Raw genomic sequence first — 15,424 nt, 5'->3', positions numbered from 1 at the left:
GGAGAAGTTTCAAATTGTATCCACGGTGCTGGAGCGCCGTAGAGCCAGTGCGAGTTCGTTCAGCTGGCCGACAGCCTGAGGCCGCGGGCACAAGCCTGAAGGAGGGGGCTTGGGATGAAATTTGACCATTTTGCGATAATCGAAAAGAAATCCTCGTTAGACGGTCGCCAGCTGGCCTTTCTACAGTAGGCGCTTCGAATCCGCGAGTACTTCCCATGCCCATTTACCCAAGGCCTGCATGGGCCCTGTGCGCCCTGTTGGCCGGTTGCACCCTGGGGCCGGAACGGCCACCCGGCAGCACTGTGCCCCTGCCCGTGAGTCACCTGGATGCAGCCACCGAGCAGGGGCTCGACCAGTGGTGGCAGCTCTACCGTGACCCTGGGCTGAATGCCGCGGTCCAGGAAGCCCTGAGCCAGAACCGCGACCTGCGGATGGCCGCGGCCAACCTGCTGCAGGCCCGGGCACTGCTGCGCGAAACCGATACCCTGCGCCAGCCTTCCACCCAGGTGACGGCCCGGGCCGGCTACGGCAGTAGCGCCGACGACCAGTTGGAAGCTGCTTTGCAGGACAGTCAGCGCATCCGCACCGGCAGCCGTTATGGGCTCGGCCTGGATGTGCAGTGGGAGGCCGACCTGTTCGGCCGCCTGCATGGCCTGGCCGATGCCGCCCGGGCCGATGCCGAGGCGGCCCGGGCTGCCGAAGATGGCCTGCGGGTGGTGGTGGCTGCGGAAACCACCCGCGCCTGGTTGCAGGCCTGCAGCTACGGCCGGCGCCTGCAGGTGGCCGGCGAGTCCCTGGCGCTGGTGGAACAGGGCCGGGCCCTGAGCGCCCGGCTGTATCAGGCCGGCGCCGCGGTGACCCTGGATGTGGTGCGCGCCGAAGGCCTGGTGGGCCAGGTGCAGGCCAGCCTGCCGCCGCTGCAGGCCGGGCGGCAGCGGGCCCTGGCCGAACTGGCAGTCTTGCTCGGGCGGCCCCCGGGCGATGCGCCGGCGGCGGCCCAGGCCTGTCGCCAGGCCCCGACCCTGGGTTCGCCCATGCCCCAGAGCGATGCCCTGGCCATGCTGCGCCGACGCCCCGATGTGAGCCAGGCCGAGCGCCGGTTGGCGGCGGCCACGGCGCGCATCGGCGTGGCCCGGGCCGACCTCTATCCGCGGGTCAGCCTGGGGGCCGGGGTCTACACCTCGGCGCACCACCCCTCGGGTTTCGATGACCGTGACGCTTCGGTGTGGCAACTGGGGCCGCTGCTGTCCTGGAGCTTCCCCAACCTCAATGCCGCGCGTGCGCGCATCGCCCAGGCCGACGCCGGGGAAAGCGCGGCGCTGGCGGATTTCGATCGCAGCATCCTGGCGGCCTTGAAGGAACAGCAGCAAGCCTTGAGCGACTATCAGGCCGCGTTGCGGCGCCAGGGCGCCCTGCACCTGGCGGCCGAGCGCGACCACCAGGCCCTGCGCCTGGCCGGGCTGGCCAGGGCGGCCGGAGCCTCCACGGCCCTGGATTACCTCGATGCCCAGCGCACCGACGTGCGCACCCGGGCCGCTGCGGCACAGGCCGATGCCGCCGTCATCGATACCCAGGTGCTGGTGTTCAAGGCCCTGGGCGGTGGTTGGCGCAGCGCACCGCCGATTGTCCTGCCGTCGCCGAGTCGGGCGGCGGCCCACCCTTTCCTGCGAACTTCCAACGAGCCTCTGCAATGACCCAGCCCCCTGTTCCCCCTTCCCCGGCGCAAGCCGTCACCCGCCGTCGCTTCCTCGGTTATGCCGGGCTGGCGTTGGTGTTGTTGCTGATCCTGGCCTGGTGCCTGCACTGGTGGTTCAGCGGGCGTTTCCTGGTGGAGACTGACGACGCCTACCTGCGTTCGGACATCGTCACCATCGCGCCACGGGTCGCCGGCTACCTGGCGGCGGTCGAGGTCCAGGACAACCAGCCGCTCAAGGCTGGCGACCTGTTGGCGCGAATCGACGACAGCGACTACCGGGCCCGGGTCGAACAGGCCGAGGCGGCGCTGCGAGAAGCCCAGGCCGAACAGCGTGCCGGGCTGGCGCGGCTGGCCAATCTGGCGGCCCGCCAGCAACAGCAGCAGAGCCTGATCGCCGAGGCTCAGGCCCGGGTCGGCGCCGCCGAGGCCGAGGCGCAACGGGCCGGCCAGGAAGGACGGCGACAGCAACATCTGGCCAGCCAGCAGGTCAGCAGCGTGCAGCAACTGGAAAATGCCGCGGCCCTGGCGCGTCAGGCCGATGCCGCGCTGGGTGCGGCCCGCGCCACCCTGGCAGCGCGGCGCCAGGAAGTGCAGGTGCTCGATACCGAGCAGCAAAGCGCCCGGGCGCAACTGGACAAGCTCGAAGCGGGCGTGGCCCGGGTCACGGCCCAGCGGCAACTGGCCCGCATCGATCTGGCGCGGACCCTGATCCGCAGCCCGGTGGACGGGATTGCCGGCCAGCGCCGCCTGCGCCTGGGGCAGTACGTCGAAGTCGGCGCGCCACTGCTGGCGGTGGTGCCGGAGGACGCCTATGTGGTGGCCAACTACAAGGAAACCCAGGTCGACGGCATGCGCCCCGGGCAGCTGGCGCGGGTCGAGGTCGACGCCCTGGGCGGCCATGTGCTGCAGGGCCGGGTGGAGAGTTTCGCCCCGGCCTCCGGCGCGGAATTTGCCCTGCTGCCGGCGGACAACGCCACCGGCAACTTCACCAAGATCGTGCAGCGCATGCCGGTGCGCATCCGTCTCGATCCGGGGCAGCCGCGACAGGCGCAGCTGCGCCCCGGGATGTCGGTGGTGGTGACTGTGGATACCCGTCATGACTAGTGCCCAGGCCCTACCGGAAACCACCGGCGAGGCCGCCGCGCCGGGGATTTCCCTGCGCACCTGGGTGGCGGTACTGGGCAGTGTGGTGGGCTGCTTCATGGCCGGGATGAACGTGCACGTGACCAACGCTTCCCTGCCGGACGTGCGCGGCTCCCTGGGTGCCACCTTCGAGGAGGGCTCGTGGATCACCACCGCCTACCTGGTGGCGGAGATCATCATCATTCCCATGACCGGCTGGCTGGTTTCGGTGTTCTCCATGCGCCGGGTGCTGATGGTCGGCACCGCCGGTTTCGTGCTCTTTTCCATTGCCTGCTCCCTGGCGCCGACTATCCACAGCCTGATCTTCGCCCGGGTGCTGCAAGGGGCCTTTGGCGGGGTGCTGATTCCCTTGTCGTTCCAGCTGATCGTCACCGAACTGCCGGCGGTCCGGCATCCCATGGGCATGGCCCTGTTCGCCGTGGCCAACAATGTCGCCCAGGCCGCGGGGCCGTCCCTGGGCGGCTGGCTCACCGATGCCTATTCGTGGCGCTGGATCTTCTACCTGCAAGTGCCGCCGGGGCTGTTGCTGCTGGCGGCGATCGGCTGGTCGGTGCGACCCCAGCCCATGGTCCTGGCAAAGTTGCGCCAGGGTGACTGGGGTGGCATCGCCAGCATGGCCGTGGGCCTCTCGGCGTTGCAGATCATGCTGGAGGAGGGCGGCCGCCATGACTGGTTCGCCTCAAGCTTCATCATCAATTGCGCGATCCTGGCGACGTTCGGCCTGCTGGCCTTCGTGGCCATCGAACTGCGCCGCGAGCAGCCGCTGATCAACCTGCGCCTCTTGGGCCGCTACAACTTCGGCATCGCCAGCCTGATGCAATTCACCTTCGGTGCGGTGGTGTTCGGCGTGGTGTTCCTGGTGCCCAACTACTTTGCCCAGATCCACGGCTACAACGCCCGGCAGATCGGTTTGATGATGATCCCCTACGGCCTGATCCAGTTCGTCATGTCCTTCGCCACCCCGCGCCTGATGCGCTGGAGCAGCGCCCGCACCATCATCATTGCCGGGTTCGCCATCACCGGTATCGGCTGCCTGATGAATATCCACCTCAACCCCGATGCCTCGGTGAATGTCATCGTGCCGTCGTTGGTGGTGCGCGGTATCGGCCAGTCGCTGGTCGTGGTGGCACTGGGGGTGATGGCGATCCAGGGGCTGGAAAAGGACCAGGTGGGTTCGGCTTCCGGGCTGTTCTCCATGGTGCGCAACGTGGGCGGGGCGATCGGTATCGCGCTCTCCAGCCAGATCGTGGTGGAGCGCGAGAAACTCCATGCCCAGCGCATCGGTGAATCCATCAACCTGTTCGCCCAGGCCACCCAGGAGCGCTTGGTGGAACTGGTGCGCCTGCTGGCCCAGGCACCGCTGGAGTACGCCACGGCCCTGCATTCGGCGGCGCTGGCGCCCCTGCGCCAGCAGGCCCTGGGCATGGTGGACAAGGTGCTGCACCGCGACGCCCTGCTGCTGGCCTACAGCGATGCCTTCCTGCTGGCGGGGCTGGCCATGCTGTTGTGCGTGGTGGCCGGGTTGCTGCTGCGCCGGACCTGAGCCTTCAGCGGTAGAACTCCGAAGGTGGCGTGCCGAACTGGCGCTTGAAGGCCGCGGCGAAGGCGCTCTGGCTGTCGTAGCCGTGCTGCAGCGCCACTTGCACCACCGGCATGCCCTCGGCCAGGCACTCCAGGGACATCAGCAACCGCGCCTGCTGGCGCCAGCGCCCGAAGGTGATGCCGGTGTGGCGCTGGAACTGGCGATGGAAGGTCTTGGCGCTCATGGCCAGGCAGTCGCTCCATTGCTCGGCGGTGCGGTTGTCCGCCGGGTCGTCCGCCAGCGCCTGGCACACCCGCAGCATGCGCGGTTCATGGGGCCAGGGCAGGCTGAACGGCAGCACCGGCAGCGAGCGCATCTCATCAAGGATCAAGCGCATCAGGCGGCCGTCGCGGCTGTCCGGCGCATACTGCGTGCCGACCTGGGCGGCGGCCAGGATCAGCTCGCGCAGCAACGGCGAGACCTCGATCACGCAGTCATGCTCGGGCAGGCCGGCTATGGCATCGACGTTGATGAACAGGCTGCGCATGCGCACCGCGCCGCGCATGCGCACCCGATGCTCGACGCCCGCCTGCAACCACACCCCGCGACTGGGCGGCACCACCCAGCGTCCGGACTCGGTGTCGATCACCAGCACGCCTTCGATGGCGTAGGCCAACTGTGAGCGGGGATGACTGTGGGCCGGTATTTCATGGCCGTTGGGGTAATCCACGGCGATGCTGGTGACCGGCATGGACAGGCAGTCGATGGACGAGACAACAAGCAGATCGGACATGCGGCGCAGCGCCTCCGGACCGGAAGGGATCATTGGGGGGCCCATCATAAGTGCAAATGTCCATTTCACGATAATCAAAGGGTGTTTAGCGCATTACATTCAGACGGCCGCCGCCTAGACTGCAAGCCACTCCTCTTTCCCAGACGGTTGCCACAGCCCATGAATCCCCGGTTCCTGACCCTGCTACTAGCGCTACCCCTGCCTTACGGCCGGGGTCTGCCGGTGCTGCGAGGAAGCGGGCACCCAGGCTGATCTCCCCCAGACTCCGGCCTCGAAGCGCTTTCCACGATGAAAGCAGGGGAGATCCGTCGCGTTCTCCATTGTGCTTTCGAGGTCAGTATGCTCACCCATCCCCATACCAAATATCGTGCCTTTGCCCCCGTGGACCTGGACTCGCGCCAGTGGCCGTCACGCACCCTCACCCAGGCTCCGATCTGGCTGTCCACCGACCTGCGCGATGGCAACCAGGCGTTGTTCGAGCCGATGAATCGCGAGCGCAAGCTGCGCCTGTTCGAGGAACTGGTGCGCCTGGGCTTCAAGGAAATCGAAGTGGGATTCCCCGCCGCCTCGCGTACCGATTTCGAGGTGGTCCGCGAGCTTGTGGAACAGCAGCGGATTCCCGCCGACGTCACACCGATGGTGATGACCCAACTGCGCGAGGACCTGATCCGCGAAACCGTACGCAGTGTGCAGGGCGCGCGCCGGGTCATCGTCCATCTGTACAACGCCATCGCCCCGGTCTGGCGGCGCGTGGTGTTCGGGCTTTCGGTGGCGGAGGTCGAGGCCCTGGTCGAGCGTCATGTAAGGCTGTTGCGCGACTTGACCGAGCAGCACCCGGAAACCGAGTGGGTGCTGCAGTACTCCCCCGAAACGTTCTGCATGGCGGAGCTCGAGGTGTCTCTGCGCATGTGCAACACCGCGATCCGCACCTGGGACGCCGGCCCGGGGCGCCCGATCATCATCAACCTGCCGACCACCGTCGAAGTGGCCACGGCCAACGTCTTTGCCGACCAGATCGAATGGATGCACAAGCGCCTGGAGCGCCGCGATCAGGTGACGCTGTCAGTGCACCCGCACAACGACCGGGGCACCGGCGTGGCCTGTGCCGAACAGGCGCTGCTGGCGGGGGCCCAGCGGGTGGAGGGTTGCCTGTTCGGCAACGGTGAGCGCAGTGGCAACCTGGACCTGGTGACCCTGGCCCTGAATCTCTATACCCAGGGCATCAGCCCCGGGCTGGACTTCTCCGATATCGCAGCGGTGGCCCGAGTCGCCGAGGAGTGCACGGCGCTGCCGATCCATCCGCGCCACCCCTATGTCGGCGATCTGGTGTTCACCGCCTTTTCCGGCTCGCACCAGGACGCCATCGCCAAGGGCTTTGCCGCCCAGGCGGCCGACGGTTTCTGGGAGGTGCCCTACCTGCCCATCGATCCGCAGGACCTGGGGCGGACCTACGACAGCATCGTGCGAGTCAACAGCCAGTCCGGCAAAGGCGGGATCGCTTTCCTGCTGCAGCGCGACCACGGCATCGTCATGCCCCGGCGCATGCAGATCGAGTTCAGCGCCATTGTGCAGAAGCTGGCCGATGCCAGTGATGCCGAGTTGAGCAGTGAGGCGTTATGGGGGTTGTTCCAGCGCACTTACCTGACGGTTGGAGAGGGGACGGCGAGCCTGGTGTATCTGGGTCACCGATTGTTCGATGCCGCCGAGGGGCAAGGCATCGAATTGCGCATCGCCACGCCCGGGAGCCAGGACCTGTGCTTGCGGGGGGTGGGCAACGGACCTATCGCCGCGACCTTGGCCGCCCTGGGCTTGCCGCTGCGCATCGACAGTTTTGAAGAGCGCAACCTGGGAGCGGGAGCCGACGCCCAGGCGCTGGCCATTGTTGAAGCGGCGTGGCCCGGGGTTGCCGGCTCACGTTTTGGCGCCGGGTGTCACGCCAACATCGTCACCGCTTCGGTGCAGGCGGTGATCAATGCCGCGGCGCGGTTTTATCCGGAGCGAGTGCTGACATTCACTCCCGCTCCGGAATCCGTCCTGGAGCCCGCGACTCGCTGAGTGACTCGGGCGGCCGGCACTACACCCTGTAGTGCCGGCCGCCGGATGCCCGGGCAAAAAAAGCCCGCGGTGGGCGGGCCAAATGGGATGTGTTCAGGAGTGGCAATCAATCTAAGGGAGGCAAGGTGAAAGGCCTGTGAAAAAAAGCTCGTGCTGAGGAAAAAGCCTAAAGTCATTTGTCCAGATCGCACCGAGTTTTAGGATCTGTCCGATAGGACCGTCCCCAGCGCCCGCGTATATTCCCCCCTGCTCGCCCAGCCAAAGGGGGTACTTCGGCCTCAGTACCACGGCCGAAGTGATGGGCGAGCACTTTTTCCTTCCTGCTTTTTCCTGCTTCTCATTTCCGACCGATCATTTCCTGGCCGCAGTTCCCATCTGCTGCAGTGCCCAACTGTATTTCCTAGCTGTAGCTTCCGCTCTGCTTGGCCCGCGCCAATCGTTGCGCTGCACGCTCCAGCGATATGCCGTTCAACAATGGATCCATGCTCCGTGCCTTTATGGGCGCCCGGCTTCGTGGCGCCCGGCCATTCACCCCAGATTGAGGCGGCGGTGAATCTCGGCCCACAGCTGCGGGTCGTCAAAGTCCTGGATCACCCGATGGGCTCCGGCACTCAGCAGGGTTTGAGGTTGCTGGCTGGTGGCCAGGCCGAAGGTACAGATGCCGGCCTTGACCGCGGCGGTCAGCCCGGGGACCGAGTCCTCGAAGGCCAGGGCCTGAGCGGCCGTGGCTTGCAGGGATTCCAGGCCGCTGAGGTAGGGCAGGGGGTCGGGCTTGGCCCGGGGCAGTTCCTCGGCCACCAGGACCGTCTGAAAACGCTCCTGCAGGCCCAGCACCTTGAGCATGTGCTCGGCGTTGGCCCGAGGTGCATTGGTCACCACGCACACGCCAATCTTGTGCTCGGCAGCAAAGTCCAGCAGGCGCAGCAGACCGGGCAATGGCTTGAGTTGCGGGGACAGTTGGCGAAAGCGCTCTTCCTTGCGCTCGGCGAAGGCCTCATGTTCGGCCACGCTGCGGTCGGGGAACAGGTAGCGGCACATGCTGGCGTTGGCCTGGCCACTGACATGGGCCTGGAAGGCTTCCTGGGTGAACACCCGGCCGTCTTCTTCCTGCAGCAGCTGTTGCAGGGCCAGCAGGTGCAGGGCATCGGTATCGGTGAGGGTGCCGTCGAGGTCGAAGAGCAGAGCTTTGAGCATGGGACAGTTCCTTGCGGGCCCCATCCGGGCCGTATGGCTGAATCGATCAAGCTCGCATTCTAGAGCTTGTCACCACAGGGCGACAAACCCTGGCAGGCTTGATCCAGCCATCCGCCCCGTTACCGACGGCGATCAGCCAGGCTGATTGTCGTCCTGGTCTTCGGCCTGGGCGCCGTTATCCACATCCTCGTCGTCCTGTGGGCAATAGTCCTGGGGGTTGGTCGGCCACAGCACCTTGTCCTGGCCGTCACGTACCTGCTCGGCACCGCACTGCGTCTGGCTGACCTGGAAGCTAGGCGTGCCATCCAGGCGGTACAGGGCCTTGAGGCTGCGGGTCTGGTCGTCGCCCAGGCCTTCCACGGCAAAACCGAAGATCGCGCCGCGGGTTTCGTCCACCACCAGTTCCTGCCACTTGCCGGCGATCAGGCGCTTGCCCTTGAGGTCGTACAGCGCCGAGGTGGCCAGGTTCGAGGTGTCATCGCTGGCCAGCAGGTAGTGACCGCTGGCATCCAGGCGGATGTCGACGTACTCGCCCGGCTCCAGCAGTACCTTGCCACTGGCGTCCATCAGGCCCACGGTCGGCACCTGGGTGGCCTGGCCGAACAGGGTCGCCTGCTTGGTCGGGCTGTCGGCGTTGCTGAAAATGAACAGGTCGGCATTGAGCGCGCCGATCTGCCGGTAGGTCGGCTTGAACAGCTCGACGCCCTTGTCCACATCGAAGATGCCGAAGGTGGCGCTGAAGGCGTTCTGCAGCACGGCCACCTGATTCAGCCCGGTCACCGGCCTGAACATGCCCAGGGGGCTGAAGCCTGCGGGGTCTGCCGAGTCGTAGGTCGGTTGAAGCGTCCACTGGCCCTGGCGGTCGATCAGCCCGGCCTTGCCGGATGAGCCGTCGGCGTCCTTGGCACTGACCAGGGCGCCCTGTTTGCCGAACACTTCACATTTGCCGAACTGGGCCTGGATCACCGTCTTGCCCTGGAAATCCATGTAGCCGCAGGGGCTGTCGTATTTTTCCCGGAAGGCCACCAGGCCGTCACCGGGTACGCCGATCCAGTTGTAGGTGGCAGCGCTGACCAGTTGCGCCTGGGCGTCGGCCAGGGCCTTACCCTGTTCGGTGTTGACCACCAGGTGCTGGTTGGCGGCGCTGTCGATGCTGTCGAAGTCGACTTTTTTCTGCTCGCCGGTCTTGAGGTTCAGCGCCCATTTTTCATTGCCGCGCTCGGCGGTCATCCACCAGCCGCGCTTGGCGAAGTCGTCGCGCACCACGCTGCTGTCATACAGCGCTTCGGTGACCACTTGGCCGCTGGCACTGAGAATGCCGCGCTTGCCGCCCACTTCGTAGACGATGAAGTCATCCTTGCCGCCCACGTACAGGTCGTCGAAGCGTGGGGGCTGAACCTGCTTGCCATTCTGGTCGATGATGCCCAGCTTGCCGTCCTGGCCGAAGCCGAAGTAGCCGGGCGTCAACAGGCGCAGGTCGTCAGTGAAGGCGGTCTGCAGGAGCTGCTTGCCGTCGGCGCTGGCCAGGTTCCAGGTACCGTCCTTGGCGAACAGGAAGCTCTTGTCCAGGGGCAGGGCGACCACGGCATCGTAGTCGTTGTCGGCGCTGACCAGCACTGCACCGTTCTGGTCGAGAACCGCGCATTCGCCATTGGCGCAGATCGGCATCACCATGGCGGCCGGAGCAGGAGCCGGGGCGACGGCTGCGCTCTTGGGACTGGATTCTTCCTTGCATCCGACCAGGGTCAGAGCAGACAACGAGAGGATCAGCGAGCCGAGACGGGCACTGGCGCTTCTATCCATGAACGTGTGGTTCCTTTTAATGGGGGGACGAGCAGAACGCCCTGGACAGCAGGGCGAACAAAACCGCGTGATTTTGCGGTGGCGGTGGATAAATGCAAGATCCAATCAAAAAGAAAATCACAGGTACAGCACGCCGGCCGGTGCGCTCGGCGAGCCCTTTGGGCCTGGCAAGGGCTGTCTCAGACTGAGACCGGTGTCGCGAAATTGAACGTCGGGTAACACCGCCAGGTCCCGCAGCGCCCGCTGCCTGCAGCCAAATCATTGATCCTGCGTTCATTTCCAAGCTGGCACGCTCCGTGTATTGCTTACCTGCAGACGTTTCTCTTGCCTCCATGCCCGGCACTGCCAGGCATGGCAGAAACCATAAAAACGACGCGCTAAAAATAAGAAAGCACCGTGGGAGGTTCGACCCTGATGAAGAGAAAACTCCGCCTGAGGCTCAGTGCCAGCCTGCTGGCCGTTGCCACCTGTACCGCCTTGCATGCCCCATCGAGTTTCGCCGCGCGGGATGCGCAGAGCATCCTCAAACAGACCTGCCAGGGCTGCCACAACCCCGAGGCCGGGGAAGCCCTGAGTCGTATCAGCCACCAGCGCAAGACCCCGGAAGGCTGGCTGATGAGCATTGCCCGCATGCAGACCATGCATGGCCTGCAGATCAGCGACGATGACCGGCGTGCCCTGGTCAAGTACCTGGCCGATACCCAGGGCCTGGCACCCAGCGAGACCGACGGCGTGCGCTACGCCCTGGAGCGGCGCCTGAACACCGTCGAGCATTTCGACGAACAGACCTCCCAGATGTGCGCCCGTTGTCACTCTGGCGCGCGCATCGCCCTGCAGCGGCGTCCGGCACAGGAATGGGAGCACCTGGTGAATTTCCACCTCGGCCAGTGGCCGTCCCTGGAGTACCAGGCCCTGTCCCGAGACCGCGAGTGGTTCCCGACGGCCCTCAAGGAAATGGTGCCCTTGCTGGCCAAGCGTTATCCCCTCGACAACCCGGCCTGGAAGGCCTGGCAGCAGGCGCGTCCGCAGGCGGCGGCGCTGGCCGGCGACTGGAGTTTCAGCGGCCACCTGCCGGGCAAGGGCGAGTTGGCCGGGGTGATGAGCGTCAGCGCCGGCGACGGCGATCAGTTCAAGGTCAGCGTCAAGGGCCAGTACGCCGATGGCAGCCCGTTCAACGGCGAGGGCAGCGCGATCCTCTACAGCGGCTATGAATGGCGCGCCAATGTCACCGTCGACGGCGTGGTCATGCGCCAGGTGCTGGCGGCCCAGGGCAATGCGCTGCAAGGGCGGATGTTCGAGGCCGAGCACGATGAGCGCGGCCTGGACTTCGTCGCCGCCAAGCAGGGCAGCAGCCGTCTGCTGGCGGTGCAACCGGGTTACCTGAAGGCCGGTGAAGAGCGCGAAGTGACCCTGGTGGGGGCCGGCCTCGCAGGCACGCCCAATTTTGGCCAGGGCGTCGAGGTGGTGCAGGTCCTGGAGCAGAGCCCGCAACGCGTGCGCCTCAAGCTCAAGGCTGCCGCCAATGCCCAGCCGGGCCTGCGCCAAGTCAGTGTCGGCAGCCTCAAGGGGCTGACCCTGGCGGTCTACAGCAGCATCGCCGAGGTCAAGGTGGTGCCGGCGTTCTCGGTGGCACGAGTCGGCGAGGGCGGCGGTTCGACGCCCAAGGTCCAGGGGCGCTTCGATGCCGAAGCCTGGGGCAAGGGCGCCGATGGCAAGCCGTACCGCATCGGGGTGGTGCCGGCGCAGTGGAAGGTCGAGGCCTTCGACGAGCAGGCGGCCAAGGATCAGGACGTCCGGTTCGCCGGCACCATGCAAGCCGACAGCGGGGTGTTCATCCCCGGCGACGCCGGGCCCAACCCGCAGCGCAAGATGTCCACCAACAACGCCGGCAACCTTAAGGTGATCGCCGCCGTGGATGACGCCGGTAAGGCGTTGACCGGCGAAGGGCACCTGATCGTCACCGTGCAACGCTGGAACAATCCACCCATTCCCTGAGTGCTGTCGAGCCGTAGCCACAGACATTTTCAGGCAATGACCGCAGGCCCCGCATCCGGGGTTTGCACAGGAGGTTGTGATGGGCGCAATTCTGAACCTGGTAGAGCGCAACCTGCACGAAGTGCAGGTGGACGCCGACCGCATGCTGTTCCATATCCCCAGCAGTTCGCTGTTTGCCAGCGATGCCCTGACCGGCAGCATCATCGATGCCCTGCGCGGGCCCGGCTGTACCCCGGAAGATTTGATCCAGCGCCTGGCGGGCACCTATGACGGCGCCGATGTCAGCGACACCCTGCGTGAGCTGATCGCCCTGGAACTGGTCAGTGACGGTTCACCGCTGACCCCCGAGATCGGGGTCAAACGGGTCGAGCGCACGGCAATCAATACCGTGGTGCTCAACGTCAACACTGGCTGCAACCTGAGTTGCACCTACTGCTACAAGGAAGACCTGGACAAGCCCTCGGCGGGCAAGAAGATGGGCCTGGACACCGCCATCGCCTCGGTGGAGATGCTGCTCCAGGAATCCCCGGACGAGGAGCGCTACACCGTGGTGTTCTTCGGCGGCGAACCCCTGAGCAACCGGCCGCTGATCGAGGCCATGGTGGAGTACTGCGAGCGACGCTTCGGCGAGGCGGGCAAGTTCGTCGAGTTCGTCATGACCACCAACGCCACCCTGCTCACCGAAGAGGTGGTGGACTACCTCAACGCCCACCGCTTCGGTTTGTCAGTGAGCATCGACGGGCCCAAGACCGTGCACGACCGCAACCGCATCACCGTGGGCGGGCAGGGCACCTATGACGTGGTGCGGCGCAAGGCGCAGATGCTCCTGGGGCGCTACAACAGCCGGCCGGTGGGGGCCCGGGTCACCCTGACCACCGGGGTCACCGATGTCGAGACCATCTGGGATCACCTGTTCAACGAGCTGGGGTTTGCCGAAGTCGGCTTCGCCCCGGTGACCTCGGGGGACATCAGCAGCTTCAACCTCAGCAGCGAGGAACTGATCGAAGTCTTCGCCAGCATGAAGCGCCTGGGCGGACGCTACCTGGAGGCGGCCCTGGAGCACCGCAACATCGGTTTCTCCAACCTGCACCAGTTGATCACCGACATCCACGAAGGTCACAAGAAGGCGCTGCCCTGTGGCGCCGGGCTGAAGATGCTGGCGGTGGATCACAAGGGCGAGCTGAACCTGTGCCACCGCTTCACAGGCTCCTCATTGCCAACCTTCGGCAACGTGCACGGTGGTGGGGTCAAGCAGGTGGAACTCAACGACTTCCTGTCCCAGCGCCTGGACCGCACCGACACCGGTTGCGACAGCTGCCGGATCCGCAACCTGTGTTCCGGCGGCTGCTACCACGAGAGCTACGCCCGCTATGGCGACCCGGCGCACCCGACCTATCACTATTGCGAACTGATGCGTGACTGGGTGGATTTCGGCATCGAAGTCTACAGCCGGATCATGGCTCACAACCCTGCGTTCATCAGCAGTTACATCACTCCGCGCAAGGCCCACTGACATGAAACATCTCAAGCCGATCAATAACAAAGCCCAGAAACTGGCCGAGGCTGCCGCCGAGGACCGTATCGAAGAAGTGCTGGCGATGAACTCCGTGGCCGGTTGCGCCTCGACCACCGACCCGGGCTGGGAAATCGACGCCTTTGGCGGCGTCTCGTCCCTCTGCCAGCCCATGGAGGCCGACCTCTACGGCTGTTCCGACCCTTGCTGGTGGCCGGCCCAGGTGCCGGACATGATGAGCACCTACCCCGACTGGAACAAGGACGCCCAGGCCTCCAACGACAACTGGCGCAACCTCGGCACCGTCTTCCCCAAAGACAAGTAACCGGACAGCACAAGGATTCCAGCATGCGAGCTATCAACGTCTGCGGCCTGGCCGCCAGCGCGGTCCTCGGCCTCGTTTCACTGAGTGCCCTGGGCGATGAAAACCCGGCCCTCAACCCGGGTCACGAATACATGGTGACCACCAACTACCCGAACAACCTGCACATTCTCGACCTGGCCACCGACAGCCTGTACAAGACCTGCAAGATGCCCGACGCCTTTGGCCCCGGCACCGTGCAACTGTCCCCGGACCGCAAGATTGCCTACGTGTTGAACAACCACTATGCGGATGTCTATGGCGTCGAGCTCGACAGCTGCAAGCAGGTGTTCCACGCCAGCATCACCCAGCACCCGGGGGAGAAGGCCCGTTCGATGTTCGCCTTCACCGTCAGCCACGACGGCAAGGAGCTGTACACCGTGGCCAACCCGACCCTGCTGCGCAATGACCGCTACGAGGTCAAGGAGCCGCGGCTGGATGTCTACGCCACCGACGCCGGGCTGGATGCCAAGCCGCTGCGCAGCTTCCCCGCGCCGCGCCAGCTGACCATCATGCAGAGTGGCGACGACGGCACCCTGTATGTGGCCGGGCCGGACCTGTACAAGGTCGACGTCAAGAGCGGAAAGTTCGAGGTGCTGATCCCCAGCCGCCACTGGAAACGCCCCAACTACAGCGCCCCGGACGTGCTCTACGTGTGGAACCAGCAGACCTTCCGTCATGACTTCTCGCTGCTCTACACCACGGCGAAGTTCAAGGACCAGAAGCAGGACCCGGCCACCGCCGAAGCGCTCTACGGGTTGTTCAGCGTCGACCTGAAAACCGGCAAGACCGAGACCACCGACTTCGGCCCGCTGACCGAGATCTACTTCAGCGGCATGCGCTCGCCCAAGGACCCGAACCTGATGTTCGGCGTGCTCAACCGCCTGGCCAAGTACGACATCAAGCAGAAGAAGCTGATCCAGGCCGCCACCCTGGAGCACTCCTACTACTGCATTTCGTTCAACGAGGCGGGGACCAAGATCTACCTGGCGGGGACCTTCAACGACGTGGCGATCTTCGATGTCGACAGCATGCAGCAGGTCGGCAAGATCACCTTGCCCGGCGGCGACATGGCGATTACCACGGCGCAGATCTTCGTGCGCTGAGCTTGTCTGCAGCTACCGGCTCCTGTTGTAGGAGCCGGCTTGCCGGCGAAGAGGCCGGCAAGCCGTGTAGCGCCCTTACCGACGCCTTCGCGGGCGAGCCCGCTCCTACCGGGCGGTGCGCCGAGATTTCGCTGTAGGAGCCGGCTTGCCGGCGAAGAGGCCGGCAAACCGTGCAGCGCCCTCACCGACGCCTTCGCGGGCAAGCCCGCTCCTACCGGGCGGTGCGTCGAGATTTCGCTGTAG

The 15,424-nt window shown here is 65.7% G+C and carries 11 protein-coding genes; 8 read left to right on the top strand and 3 right to left on the bottom strand.

Going from position 1 to position 15,424, the window contains the following annotated elements; translation table 11 throughout:
• Positions 1-215: 215 nt before the first annotated feature.
• Genes ACZ5BO_RS24550 through ACZ5BO_RS24540 form a run of 3 tightly spaced genes read left to right on the top strand, consistent with a single transcriptional unit; the run spans position 216 to position 4,382 of the window.
• Positions 216-1,694: an efflux transporter outer membrane subunit gene (locus ACZ5BO_RS24550; RefSeq protein WP_464696791.1), complete on the top strand. Its 1,479-nt coding sequence runs from the start codon at positions 216-218 to the stop codon at positions 1,692-1,694.
• A complete protein-coding gene (locus ACZ5BO_RS24545) occupies positions 1,691-2,800 on the top strand; it encodes an HlyD family secretion protein (RefSeq protein WP_464696790.1) in 1,110 nt (369 codons plus the stop codon). The genes ACZ5BO_RS24550 and ACZ5BO_RS24545 overlap by 4 nt, the downstream gene beginning before the upstream one ends.
• Positions 2,793-4,382, top strand: coding sequence for a DHA2 family efflux MFS transporter permease subunit (locus ACZ5BO_RS24540; RefSeq protein WP_025126292.1), 1,590 nt, complete (start codon positions 2,793-2,795; stop codon positions 4,380-4,382). The genes ACZ5BO_RS24545 and ACZ5BO_RS24540 overlap by 8 nt, the downstream gene beginning before the upstream one ends.
• A 4-nt stretch (positions 4,383-4,386) precedes the next feature.
• On the opposite strand, the gene ACZ5BO_RS24535 is transcribed toward ACZ5BO_RS24540, so the two are convergent.
• Positions 4,387-5,154 (bottom strand): AraC family transcriptional regulator, encoded by a 768-nt coding sequence (locus ACZ5BO_RS24535; RefSeq protein ID WP_029978011.1) that lies wholly within the window; start codon positions 5,152-5,154, stop codon positions 4,387-4,389.
• 339 nt (positions 5,155-5,493) lie between these two features.
• On the opposite strand from ACZ5BO_RS24535, the gene ACZ5BO_RS24530 reads away from it, so the two are divergent.
• Positions 5,494-7,209, top strand: coding sequence for a 2-isopropylmalate synthase (locus ACZ5BO_RS24530; protein ID WP_464696789.1), 1,716 nt, complete (start codon positions 5,494-5,496; stop codon positions 7,207-7,209).
• A gap of 528 nt (positions 7,210-7,737) precedes the next feature.
• On the opposite strand, the gene ACZ5BO_RS24525 is transcribed toward ACZ5BO_RS24530, so the two are convergent.
• Both ACZ5BO_RS24525 and ACZ5BO_RS24520 read right to left on the bottom strand, forming a co-directional pair.
• Positions 7,738-8,403, bottom strand: a complete 666-nt coding sequence (locus tag ACZ5BO_RS24525; RefSeq protein ID WP_025126295.1) for an HAD family hydrolase — start codon at positions 8,401-8,403, stop codon at positions 7,738-7,740.
• Positions 8,404-8,535: 132 nt separating this feature from the next.
• The gene (locus ACZ5BO_RS24520) at positions 8,536-10,206 is read right to left on the bottom strand and encodes a WG repeat-containing protein (protein WP_464696788.1); all 1,671 of its coding nucleotides are present in this window, start codon (positions 10,204-10,206) and stop codon (positions 8,536-8,538) included.
• A gap of 414 nt (positions 10,207-10,620) precedes the next feature.
• On the opposite strand from ACZ5BO_RS24520, the gene peaA reads away from it, so the two are divergent.
• From peaA to peaD, 4 genes are all read left to right on the top strand, one after another.
• The gene (peaA, locus tag ACZ5BO_RS24515) at positions 10,621-12,201 is read left to right on the top strand and encodes a quinohemoprotein amine dehydrogenase subunit alpha (protein WP_464696787.1); all 1,581 of its coding nucleotides are present in this window, start codon (positions 10,621-10,623) and stop codon (positions 12,199-12,201) included.
• Positions 12,202-12,280: 79 nt separating this feature from the next.
• Complete coding sequence (gene peaB / locus ACZ5BO_RS24510) at positions 12,281-13,714, top strand: quinohemoprotein amine dehydrogenase maturation protein (RefSeq protein ID WP_464696785.1); 1,434 nt, start codon at positions 12,281-12,283, stop codon at positions 13,712-13,714.
• Between the two features lies 1 nt (position 13,715).
• On the top strand, positions 13,716-14,039 hold the full coding sequence (gene qhpC / locus ACZ5BO_RS24505; protein WP_025126299.1) for a quinohemoprotein amine dehydrogenase subunit gamma: 324 nt from the start codon (positions 13,716-13,718) through the stop codon (positions 14,037-14,039).
• Between the two features lie 23 nt (positions 14,040-14,062).
• Positions 14,063-15,181, top strand: coding sequence for a quinohemoprotein amine dehydrogenase subunit beta (gene peaD / locus ACZ5BO_RS24500; protein WP_464696784.1), 1,119 nt, complete (start codon positions 14,063-14,065; stop codon positions 15,179-15,181).
• The last annotated feature ends 243 nt before the right edge of the window (positions 15,182-15,424 follow it).

This window comes from Pseudomonas sp. FFPRI_1, assembly GCF_055384485.1.
Note: the sequence above shows the minus strand (reverse complement) of the source record. Positions and strands in the feature narration are given on the sequence as shown.

Excerpts from the sequence above, each read along its gene's own strand:
- peaA (WP_464696787.1), top strand. The coding sequence starts at position 10,621 with ATGAAGAGAAAACTCCGCCTGAGGCTCAGTGCCAGCCTGCTGGCCGTT.
- peaD (WP_464696784.1), top strand. The coding sequence starts at position 14,063 with ATGCGAGCTATCAACGTCTGCGGCCTGGCCGCCAGCGCGGTCCTCGGC.
- ACZ5BO_RS24535 (WP_029978011.1), bottom strand. The coding sequence starts at position 5,154 with ATGTCCGATCTGCTTGTTGTCTCGTCCATCGACTGCCTGTCCATGCCG.
- ACZ5BO_RS24545 (WP_464696790.1), top strand. The coding sequence starts at position 1,691 with ATGACCCAGCCCCCTGTTCCCCCTTCCCCGGCGCAAGCCGTCACCCGC.
- ACZ5BO_RS24540 (WP_025126292.1), top strand. The coding sequence starts at position 2,793 with ATGACTAGTGCCCAGGCCCTACCGGAAACCACCGGCGAGGCCGCCGCG.
- ACZ5BO_RS24550 (WP_464696791.1), top strand. The coding sequence starts at position 216 with ATGCCCATTTACCCAAGGCCTGCATGGGCCCTGTGCGCCCTGTTGGCC.
- ACZ5BO_RS24525 (WP_025126295.1), bottom strand. The coding sequence starts at position 8,403 with ATGCTCAAAGCTCTGCTCTTCGACCTCGACGGCACCCTCACCGATACC.
- qhpC (WP_025126299.1), top strand. The coding sequence starts at position 13,716 with ATGAAACATCTCAAGCCGATCAATAACAAAGCCCAGAAACTGGCCGAG.
- ACZ5BO_RS24530 (WP_464696789.1), top strand. The coding sequence starts at position 5,494 with ATGCTCACCCATCCCCATACCAAATATCGTGCCTTTGCCCCCGTGGAC.
- ACZ5BO_RS24520 (WP_464696788.1), bottom strand. The coding sequence starts at position 10,206 with ATGGATAGAAGCGCCAGTGCCCGTCTCGGCTCGCTGATCCTCTCGTTG.
- peaB (WP_464696785.1), top strand. The coding sequence starts at position 12,281 with ATGGGCGCAATTCTGAACCTGGTAGAGCGCAACCTGCACGAAGTGCAG.